We start from the raw sequence: 10,898 nt of genomic DNA on the forward strand, positions 1-10,898 counted from the left end.
CATATAAAAAGTTTGAACATAAAAGAAGTAAGATAATTATTATTGCTGTCAGTTTAACATTAATTGTAACTATTTTTTTTGCTAATTTGTTGGAAATATAGAATATCAGTAATTCCAATAATATAAGTCCTACTATAAAAGCTATGAATATTATAATATTTACTGTCGAAAGATAGAAAATATCCGTGGCTCTCTTTCCAAAAACCAAATTAAAAACTATTGGGGATAAATGGTATCTAAACTGACTGAATACGGTTACATCAATTTGTATATATATTATGGTAAAAATAGATAATAAGCTAAAAATTATTTTAGATAAGAGTATAGATTTAATCTTATACAAAAATATCAAGCTTACGAATAGCGGAATAAAATTTATTAGAAAAAAATGAGTTACAAATGAAATAGATACGTAAATATAGGATATAAAACCGGATAAGTTTTCAATGTATTTCAAATAATTTTTTCCTAAATAAAAGAGTATAATTAGATTGATTAAATTTGCTAAATACAGTTGTTTTGCAGTAAAATATATTTTTGATTTCATATAATATTTAAAATAACCGTTTTAAAAAATGATATAAAGTATATTAAATTTTGTGAACTATTTTCTTTATTTATAAAATTTAAATAGTGTAAAAAACAATAAACAATCATAATTATAAAAAAATATTTTATAGCTCCTACTATTATACCAGCAATTTTGTTTGTAAAATCTAAACCTAATTTTTTTAAAATAGTTCCCATTAATTTAGATAAAATAATCGTGCTTACAAAAATTATTAGAAAAATACATATATAGCTGACCCATAAGGAAGTTTCTTTAGATATTAATCCATATCTTAATAATAAATCGTTAAATTCAGATATAAATAGTGAAGAAAATGCATATCCTAATGCGAGGCCTAAAAATGATGAAATTTGTTTTAAAAAACCTTTAAAATACCCAAAAAAAGCACCAATAACAGTACCTCCTAACAAAATATAATCATATTGCATTTTAAACCTTATATTCTTTATATTCACCTAAAACATTTAAAAAACCTGTATTTTGTTTGATTTCTTCTAATGCTTTGTAATAATTATCGTCTTTTTCTCCATTGGTTAGAATATCCGCATGGAAAGAATATTGAAAAATAGATCCTTTAAGAGGTACAGATTGAATTTTAGTTATATTTATTTTATATTTAGCAAGTATATTCAATACTCTCGCCAAGCTTCCCATTGTATGATCGGTAGTAAAATAAAGGGATGCTTTAGAAAAATTTTCTATTTTCTGAGGTGATGCTGCTAATAGATAAAATCGCGTATAATTATCTGAAACATCGTGAATGTTTTCCTTTAATATGGTTAAATGATACATTTCAGCTGCCAATTTTGATCCAATAGTGGCAATACCTTTCATTTTATTTAAGCTGATATTATAAGCGCAAGTAGCCGTATCATCTTTAGATAATAACTTCCAATTAGGGTATTGTTCTAGAAAGTTTTCACATTGTAATAAAGCCATTGGATGCGTCCTAACTTCGTAAATAGAATCTAAAGTTTCTTCTGGTAACGCTAAGAGATGAAGTTTAATTGGTAAAATAACTTCTCCAATAATATGTAACTTATATTTAGTTATTAGACTATAATTTGGTAAAATTGCTCCGGCGATTGAATTTTCTATAGCTATCATCCCGTAATTTGCTTTACCACTTATCACATCTTCCACTACCGATTTAAAGGTGGGACTATCAATTATTTCCACATTTTGATCTTGGAAAAAGTTTTTTACGGCTTCATGATGAAAAGAGCCTTTTATTCCTTGTATTGATACTGATTTCATAAATGATTGGTAATAAACGGTGTTTATTTTTTATTTTAATAGTGTTATATTTACATCAATTTTAAATATTATTCTTTTAAAATGTCTGTAAAAATACAAAATCTATTTAAACAATATAAGGAACAAGTTGCATTAAATAATATTTCTTTGGAAATAAAGCAAGGAGAAATTGTTGGTTTATTAGGTCCTAATGGTGCAGGTAAAACAACTATTATGCGTTCTATAACGGGATCGCTTTCATTTGATAAGGGAAGTATTTTAGTCAATGATATGGATACTCAAAAATTTTCTTTTAAAACCAAATCCATAATCGGATATCTTCCCGAAAATAATCCTTTATATATGGATATGTATGTAAAAGAATATTTAAATTTTGTGGCAGCTATTCATAAAACAACTATCGATGGAATTTCTAAGGTGATTGAAAAGGTTGGCTTACAAAAGGAACAAAATAAAAAAATTAGTCAATTATCTAAAGGCTATAAACAACGCGTGGGACTTGCCCAAGCAATTCTATTTGATCCGGAAATTTTAATTTTAGATGAGCCAACCAATGGATTGGATCCTAATCAAATAATTGAAATAAGACAATTGATCCAAGAATTAGGACAAATGAAAACCGTTATTTTATCCACTCATATAATGCAAGAAGTAGAAGCTTTATGCTCAAGAGTAATACTTTTAAATAAAGGCTCTATTATTCAAGATAGAAGCATTGAAGAGTTTAAAGGTAAATATTCAACTTTAGAAGAAGCCTTTTTTGAGTATACCCATTCCTAATTTTTTAATTATTTTAAAATAAAGGACCGACAGAAAATCGATTGACACACAATAAACTTAAATTTATACTTTGGTTTAATTATTATTAAAGTTCTATCTCACTACTATTTTCATCCGTTTATATGGGAATAAGTTCAAGAAAATAAGATATGTATTCGAATAATTCTACATCAAGTCCATGCCCCCCTTAATTTCGTATCAATTAATGAGATTTATACGGTATTCAGAAAAAGACAAAGATAGCAATCCAATAATTTATAGGATTGAAGAGTGTATTTGAAAAAGTATAGATATTTTAGAATCGTAATCAATTACAGTCATCGAAATTGGGGGAAGACAGGTTACCGGCTTGTTTGCTGAAAACTTAAAGAATGCTTATTAACAGCGATTACAATTGATTTTAATGAGTTACTGCGTTTTTATTTCTAATAGAAATTTAATTTTAAAATAAAATAAAATCGTCTTGATACATTTCTTCATCGTATAAGTTGTTTACTTCATCATTAGTTAAGTATAAATCGTAAATAACATTAGATGAAGTAACTACTTCATGCTCATAAACCTTTTCATTTATTTGTTTTCTTTCTTTTGTTATTTTGGATGATCTTACATTATTAGTTGTAATTATCTCTTTTTCACTATTGATTTTTGAGGATATATTGGATGACATTGCTGAATCTTCATTTTTAAACATATATAAATTATCTGAAATAGTATTATTACTTTGATCCTGAATTTTAGCTAAAGGCAATGATTGATTTTTAAAAGGGCTATTCATTAGATAAATTCCCAACGAAACTGCTAAGAATAAACATGCGGCTGCTGCTATCCAATATATTTTTTGATTTATTACAAGTGTATTTTTTGATTTGTCATCATTCTTGCTCGTTGCTAATAAAATTTTATCTTCTAAGTTTTCAAAATAATTTATAGGTGTTATATAAGGATTTTTGGAATTAATTTTTTCAATTGTTTTTAAGCAAACATTTTTCTCCAGTTGTATAAAATAATCTTCTGGAATTTTAAAAGGGTTAGATTTACTATTTATATTTCTTTGCATTTGTGTCTTAATTAACTAATTTTCAATATTTTCTAATAGAAATTGCTCAACTTTTTTTGAGGCATGATGATAAGATGATTTTAATGCTCCTACGGAAGTTTCCAATATTTCTGACATCTCTTCATATTTAATATTATCAAAATATTTCATATTGAATACGATTCTCTGCTTTTCTGGTAATTTAGCTATAGCCTGCTGTAATTTGAACTGTATTTCGTCTCCATTAAAAAAATTATCATCTTTAAGATGAGAAGACAACTGCATTACCAGTTCTTCGTTTCTTATATTTTTTTTCTGTGCTGCGCTGTTAAGAAAATTGATCGATTCATTAGTAGCAATTTTATATATCCATGTTTTAAGACTTGAATTTCTCTTAAAGCTATCTAAATTTTGAAATACTTTGATAAAAACATTTTGAGTTATATCATCTGCATCAGCATGATTATAAACAATTTTACGTACATGCCAATATATGACTTGACTATATAGTTTTAACAAGTGCCTAAATCCACTATTAACATCTTTTTTCAAAAGAAGTAAAAGTTCTGTTTCTTCCATTTTTATTTCTTATTATTTAGACAAAAGACAATTGGAAAAGTTTATTATTCATTAAAATTTTTATGAGTATTTGTACTTTCATTTTTTTATTTAAATAATGTGATCATATTTGTTTTTTTGATGTAACGGTCTATTATTTGTTATGTTTTTTATGAAAAAAATTAATATAAATTCTCATTGTCAAGATAATATAATTTTTATAATAATTGAAAACAAAAAAATGAATCAAAAAGAAATTGTGCTAATTACAGGAGCTCACGGAGTTGTGGCACAGCAATTATCCTCACTGCTTGAAAATAATTATTCCCTTCGATATCTTACAAGAAACAAAACTAAAAGTAATGAATTTGAATGGAATATTGAAAAACAAAGTATGGATACTTCTGCCTTGGATCAAGTTGATCACGTTATACATCTTGCCGGAGCAGGGATTTCGGATAAAAGATGGACAGTTGAAAGAAAAAAAGTAATTTTATCAAGTCGTATTGATTCAGCCCGTCTGCTTTTAAAAAAAATTATCGATAGGAAACAAACAATATCTTCATTTATAAGTGGTTCTGCAAGCGGATATTATGGTGCAAAAACTACAGATAAAATTTATACGGAATCCGATCCTAAGGCCCATGATTTTTTGAGTGATATTTGCTACCAATGGGAAATGGCAGCGGACGATTTTTACTCACATGGTGTTGCTAAGAGAGTAGTTAAGATTAGAACGGGTATTACATTATCCAAAAATAAAAAAGGAGTATTGGAAATTATAAAAAAAACTGTGAAATATTATTTAGGTGCAAATTTAGGAACCGGTAAACAATATATTCCATGGATACATTTACAGGATTTATGTTCTATATTCAAATATGCACTAGTTAATGAAAATTTGCAAGGAACTTTTAACGCCGTGGCGCCTTCATATATAACAAATAAAGAGTTAACAAGAGCTATTGCTAAAAAGCTGGACAAACCATTGTTTTTACCCAATATTCCCGGTTTTTTATTACAATTGTTATTTGGAGAAATGTCATGTTTATTATTAGAAGGAAGTAGAATCTCTTCTGAAAAAATACGTAATGCAGGATTTGTTTTTAGTTATCCTGATTTAAGTAGTAGTTTAGATTCATTGTTATAGTATAAAAAAACATATTTTATATGAAATAATATTAAATAACGATTATAAAAAATAATTTTTTTTTAAAAAATGTGCCCATTTGATAAAAATGAGCACAAAAATTATATTTATTTATTTTTTATTGTAAATAATTTAATGATTTATTGATAGCATTTTCTAAGCCTGATGTGTCACTTCCACCAGCCGTTGCAAATGAGGGCTGTCCTCCACCTCCTCCTTTAATTTCTTTAGAAAGTTCTCTTATAATAGTGCCTGCATGAAGATTCTTTAAATTCAATAGGTCATCGGATATTCCTAAAGATAAAGTAGGTTTTTGTTCTGTCTTAGTACCAATAATTATGAATAAATTAGATATTTCTTTTTTAAGTTGGAAAATTAAATCTTTTACCGATGCTGCATTTAGATCAGTTATTAATCCAATGTAATTTATTCCGTTTACAACGTTTATTGAATTTTTCCAAATTAACTTTTCATGGTTGGCTTTTTCTTTATTTAGTTGCTCTACTTGTTTTTTTAGCTGATCATTTTCTAAATATAATTTTTCAATTGATTTTAATGGGTCGTCGGTTTGTTTTAAAAAATTTTTTAATCGATCATACTGGCTAAATTGATCTTTAAGGAAATTCATCCCTGTTTCTCCTGTTATGGCTTCAATCCTCCTTACTCCGGCTGAACTGGAGGATTCGCTCATGATTTTAAAAAATATGATTTCGTGTGTATTTTTTACGTGAGTTCCCCCACACAGTTCCACTGAATTTCCAAATTTAATAACACGCACTAAATCTCCATATTTTTCACCGAATAAAGCCATAGCTCCCATATCTAAAGCTTTTTTAAATGGTACGGCTCGATTCTCCTCTAATTCCAACCTTTCATATATTTTAGTATTGACAATCTTTTCCACTTCTTGTATTTCTTCAGAACTCATTTTACTGAAATGTGAAAAGTCAAATCGTAAATATTCTGGACCAACAAAGGAACCTTTTTGTTCTACATGTTTACCTAAAACTTCACGCAAAGCTTCGTGCAATAAATGCGTAGCAGAATGATTTTTAGTAATTGCCTCTCTTCGTTTGATGTCCACTATTGCATGAAAAGGAAATTCTGGATATTTTGGAAGTTCTTTTACGGTATGAATTATTAAATTGTTTTCTTTTTTAGTATTTAGAATTTCAATTTTTTCATTTAAATTTTCAATATACCCAATATCTCCTACCTGTCCTCCACTCTCTGCATAAAACGGCGTAATTTGAAATACTAATTGATAAAATACACCTTCTTTATTCTCAACTTTTCGATATCGTGTTATTTTGACATGAGTATCAAGAAAATCATATCCTACAAATTCTTCTACTTCATCTTCTTCTAAAATTACCCAATCATAATTTTTAAAGTTTGTAGCAGATTTTGAACGTTCTTTCTGTTTATTCATTTCCATATTGAAACCTTTTTCATCGATGGAAATTCCATGATCTTCTGCTATGATTCTGGATAAATCCGAAGGAAATCCATAGGTATCATATAATTCAAAAACAACCTCGCCTGGAATTACTTTTAATCCGGGATTGCTTTCCATAAAGTTTGCTAACCTTTGTAAGCCTTGATCCAAAGTTCGTAAAAAGCCTATCTCTTCTTCTTTTATTATTTCTGATATAAGTTTTTCCTGTTTTGAAATTTCCGGAAAGAAATCTCCCATTTGCGTATTTATAACTGGAACTAATTTATGTAATATAGGCTCTTTTATTTGCAAAACTCTATAAGCATATCCGATGGCACGTCTTAAAATTCTCCTAATTACATAACCTGCCCCTGAATTTGAAGGTAATTGGCCATCAGCTATGGAAAATGCAATGGCTCTAACATGATCTGCTAATACACGAATAGCAATATCAACATTGGCATTATCTCCATAGGTAAGTCCGGATATTTCTTCAATTTTTTTAATTATGGGTTGAAATACATCAGTATCATAGTTTGAATCTTTGCCTTGTAAGATCATACATAGCCTTTCAAAGCCCATTCCCGTATCAACATTTTTTTTAGGTAATTTTTCCAAGGTTCCATCTGCCTTGCGTAAAAATTCCATGAAAACAAGATTCCAAACTTCTATAACATGTGGATGATCATTATTCACTAAATCTTTACCATCAATTTTTTTTCTTTCCTCATCAGAACGAATATCCACATGAATTTCAGAACAAGGTCCACAAGGACCCGTTTCTCCCATTTCCCAAAAATTATCTTTTTTATTTCCTAAAAGAATACGATCTTCAGAGATATGTTCTTTCCATAAGTTATACGCTTCTAAATCTCTGTCTAATCTTTCATCGTTATCTCCTTCAAAAATGGTTACATATAATCGATCCTTAGGAATAGCAAAAACTTCTGTTAAAAGTTCCCAAGCCCATTCAATAGCTTCTTTTTTAAAGTAATCTCCAAAGCTCCAGTTTCCAAGCATTTCAAACATGGTATGATGATAAGTGTCTTTTCCGACATCGTCCAAATCATTATGCTTTCCTGAAACTCGTAAGCATTTTTGTGTATCTGCGGTTCTTTTATTTTTAGGTTCTTTGTATCCGAGAAAAAAATCCTTAAACTGAGTCATTCCTGAATTGGAAAACATAAGCGTAGGATCATCTTTTAAAACTATCGGAGCTGAAGGTACTATACTATGTTGTTTAGATTTAAAAAAATCAAGAAAAGTTTTTCGTATTTCTTTAGAAGTCATTTTACTACTTGGTTTAGGAGCTACAAAAATAATAATTTTACAATTTCGTATTATAAAATTAATTTATTTCTGCATTTTGTTTGAAATTTATAATATCTTTTAAATCATTTAAAGTATATTGCATCCACTCAATTTGTTTTTTAATTTTACCTTCTTTATCAAAATATATCCAGGAAGTAAAATTCATTTCCGGTATTAATTTTTCATTATAATAATAAGGATTATATCGTCCGCTTACCGCAACAATACTATCATTAGAAACAATTTCATTAATAATTATGCTTTCAGGATAATCCTGATGTTTTTTAAAGTTTTTATCTTTCCAGCTTGTTTCATACATTTCCAAAATATTATTTTTACCTTCTATTAATGACTGAGAAACGGCATCAACCCATTTAGGTTGCGAATCAGAATAAAAGCTCATCAGTTTTTTTGCATCATCTCTCTGAGCATATATTTTATAAAATTCTTCTACAGCTTTTATATTTTTCTTTTCATCTATAGAATTACAGGATATAACAACTAAAAAGATTAGAAAGTAAAATAAGTTTTTTTTCATTATTATATAGTTACATTTATTTTGCCAAAAGTAATAATATATATTTATATTTATTTATTAATAAAGGAATCATTTTTTAATATGAAAATCTATTTTATTATGAAAAGCAAAAAAAATTAACAAAATCAAGATAATTTAACATTTTTTTAACAAGCTTATCTAAACCCTTTATTTATCGTAAATGCAGAAGTTTGACTTAATACATATCTGGTCAATGAATATAATGGTAACTTTATTTTAGATTTTGAGGTTGTAATTTTGCATAATCAATGAGTAAAACTAAAATATGAAGAAAGTAACTTTAGCATTAATGATTTTATTAGTGTCACTATCATTTACGATTTTCCACAACGAAGAATTAGCAGAGGCTTCTACCTTTTCTAATATTCCAAGCGACACTATTAAAATAAATTACAAAAGCGACACTTTAGCAAGTAATACTTATAAAGAAAATAATGATTCTACTGAAAAATCAACTTTATCTGGACGGGTATCTTGGTATGGAGGGAAATTTCATGGAAGGCTAACTTCTAGTGGAGAAAGGTATAATATGTATGATTTTACTGCTGCACATAAAACTTTACCATTTGGAACTAAAGTTAAAATTATTAATCCTAAAAATGGTAAAGAAGTTATTGTTCGTATTACAGATCGTGGACCATTTGTGCCTAAAAGAGAATTTGATTTAAGTAAAGCTGCCTTTGCAGAATTAACTAACCTAAATAATGGGGTAATAAATGTTAATTATGAGATATTATAAATAGAGGTTGAAATATTTAATTTATATGGTATAAAAAGCTCCGGTTTATAGAAAATCGGAGCTTTTTTTATATCTTATTTTATCTTTTATGATAACTTTATTAATTGAAAATTATATTGAATTTAAAACTCATTATTTTTAATAATAAAAAATGGAATATAAAAATTAATTTATATTTCTATAAATAATTTTTTTTAAACTTTTCTATTATACCCTTATTAATTGGGTCTCGTGTAACAAATTGCCGATCAAATAAACGAGAACTATAATTTAATAATAATTCTATATTAAAAGTTATAAGCGTTTTACTATGTTTATCTAAAGGTTGGTCTATTTCAGAATTTATATTTTTAAGACATTCTAAAACTATTTGTTTTTCGTCGTCAAAAAATGTAAGGCTTCATTAGTGTCATAGGAAAAAGGAGTATTTTTATTATTTCCTTTCCTAGTTGAGTACCTATAATTAAATCAGGATGAAATAATGATGACCAGCCTTAGGTGTACATGTAGTAGCTTTAGATTTAACTTATATTATTTGTCTTGAAGAAATGAAAACTAAAGTATCTTCTTTAAAATCATAATTATTTCTTCCATATTTCAATTATCCACATTTTAGATTCTTTAAAAAATATTCCATATACGCTATTATTGAAAGTATGAGAAGGAATGAGTTTGGATTTCGATAAATCTATAACATTTACTAGTGGATTAACAGTTTCAATTCATCTAATTTTCTTATAAGCTTGAACGAAATTTTGTCCGTGAAATCAAATGTAAAGAAAACTTGATTTTTAAATATTTTATACGAATACAAGAAAGTTAGAAAAAAAATAATCTTGAAGTTTCTGAAATAGGACTAGGATGTGTGGGACTCAGTCATGGATTGAGACCTTCCACAAATAAATAGAATGCTATAAAATTACTACAATCAGCATATTTTTTTTTGATATAGCGAGGTTTACAGTCCATTTACCAATGTAGAGGTTGTGGATTAAGCAGTAAAATACTTTAAAAATAAAATAATAATTTCAAATTTATATTTTTAGATGGAAAAATTCTTACTCAGACAAAGTATAAAGCATTAGAAGGTTCATTTAAAAGACTGAAAAAATGGATTATTTAGACCTTTATTATCAGCATAGAATAGATAAAACTGTTCCTATATAAGATGAAACCGGACTATTAAAGATTTGATGCAAGAAGGTAAAATTAAATATTTAGGATTATCTGAAGCCAGCATAGAGACTACTAAAAAAGCACATATTATTCAGCCAGTAACTACTTTACAAAGTAAATATTCCTTATTTTATAGAAAGCTTGAAAAGGAAATTATTCCTACACTTGAAGAATTGGAAATTTGTTTAGTGCCATTAAGTCCATTAGGATAGGTATTTTTAACAGGAACTATTAATGAAAACACCCAATTCGATACTAGTGATTTTAGAAATCAGATTCCTCGCGTATCTGCAAAAAATAGAAGTAAAAATTTAGTATTT

Annotated in this window: 11 protein-coding genes; 4 read left to right on the top strand and 7 right to left on the bottom strand. The window is 27.4% G+C overall.

Annotated features, from left to right (window positions below):
• From M3Z80_RS09825 to M3Z80_RS07455, 3 genes are all read right to left on the bottom strand, one after another.
• Nucleotides 1-547 (bottom strand): DUF3413 domain-containing protein (locus M3Z80_RS09825; protein ID WP_366519870.1); only part of this gene is annotated, 547 nt, incomplete at its 3' end.
• A complete protein-coding gene (locus M3Z80_RS07450; protein ID WP_293918914.1) occupies nt 544-999 on the bottom strand; it encodes a CvpA family protein in 456 nt (151 codons plus the stop codon). The genes M3Z80_RS09825 and M3Z80_RS07450, both read right to left, overlap by 4 nt.
• 1 nt (nt 1,000) lies before the next feature.
• Nucleotides 1,001-1,828 carry a prephenate dehydratase gene (locus tag M3Z80_RS07455; protein ID WP_293918915.1) on the bottom strand — a complete coding sequence of 276 codons (828 nt, stop codon included), beginning with the start codon at nt 1,826-1,828 and terminating at the stop codon, nt 1,001-1,003.
• A gap of 81 nt (nt 1,829-1,909) precedes the next feature.
• On the opposite strand from M3Z80_RS07455, the gene M3Z80_RS07460 reads away from it, so the two are divergent.
• A complete protein-coding gene (locus tag M3Z80_RS07460) occupies nt 1,910-2,608 on the top strand; it encodes an ABC transporter ATP-binding protein (RefSeq protein ID WP_293918916.1) in 699 nt (232 codons plus the stop codon).
• Between the two features lie 442 nt (nt 2,609-3,050).
• Here M3Z80_RS07460 and M3Z80_RS07465 read toward each other — a convergent pair whose 3' ends face one another.
• Complete coding sequence (locus tag M3Z80_RS07465) at nt 3,051-3,668, bottom strand: hypothetical protein (RefSeq protein ID WP_293918917.1); 618 nt, start codon at nt 3,666-3,668, stop codon at nt 3,051-3,053.
• 15 nt (nt 3,669-3,683) lie between these two features.
• Nucleotides 3,684-4,226, bottom strand: coding sequence for an RNA polymerase sigma factor (locus tag M3Z80_RS07470; protein ID WP_293918918.1), 543 nt, complete (start codon nt 4,224-4,226; stop codon nt 3,684-3,686).
• Between the two features lie 220 nt (nt 4,227-4,446).
• On the opposite strand from M3Z80_RS07470, the gene M3Z80_RS07475 reads away from it, so the two are divergent.
• The gene (locus M3Z80_RS07475; RefSeq protein ID WP_293918919.1) at nt 4,447-5,355 is read left to right on the top strand and encodes a TIGR01777 family oxidoreductase; all 909 of its coding nucleotides are present in this window, start codon (nt 4,447-4,449) and stop codon (nt 5,353-5,355) included.
• 118 nt (nt 5,356-5,473) lie between these two features.
• Here the strand turns inward: M3Z80_RS07475 and alaS are convergent, their stop codons facing one another.
• Nucleotides 5,474-8,083 (bottom strand): alanine--tRNA ligase, encoded by a 2,610-nt coding sequence (alaS, locus tag M3Z80_RS07480; protein WP_293918920.1) that lies wholly within the window; start codon nt 8,081-8,083, stop codon nt 5,474-5,476.
• Between the two features lie 58 nt (nt 8,084-8,141).
• Nucleotides 8,142-8,642: a hypothetical protein gene (locus M3Z80_RS07485; protein ID WP_293918921.1), complete on the bottom strand. Its 501-nt coding sequence runs from the start codon at nt 8,640-8,642 to the stop codon at nt 8,142-8,144.
• Between the two features lie 286 nt (nt 8,643-8,928).
• Between M3Z80_RS07485 and M3Z80_RS07490 the strand changes: the two genes are divergently transcribed.
• Together M3Z80_RS07490 and M3Z80_RS07495 are read left to right on the top strand one after the other, a co-directional pair.
• On the top strand, nt 8,929-9,402 hold the full coding sequence (locus M3Z80_RS07490) for a septal ring lytic transglycosylase RlpA family protein (RefSeq protein WP_293918922.1): 474 nt from the start codon (nt 8,929-8,931) through the stop codon (nt 9,400-9,402).
• Between the two features lie 1,193 nt (nt 9,403-10,595).
• Nucleotides 10,596-10,790, top strand: a complete 195-nt coding sequence (locus M3Z80_RS07495; RefSeq protein ID WP_293918923.1) for an aldo/keto reductase — start codon at nt 10,596-10,598, stop codon at nt 10,788-10,790.
• Nucleotides 10,791-10,898 lie beyond the last annotated feature (108 nt).

The organism is Apibacter sp. (genome assembly GCF_025291155.1).
Lineage (GTDB): Bacteria > Bacteroidota > Bacteroidia > Flavobacteriales > Weeksellaceae > Apibacter.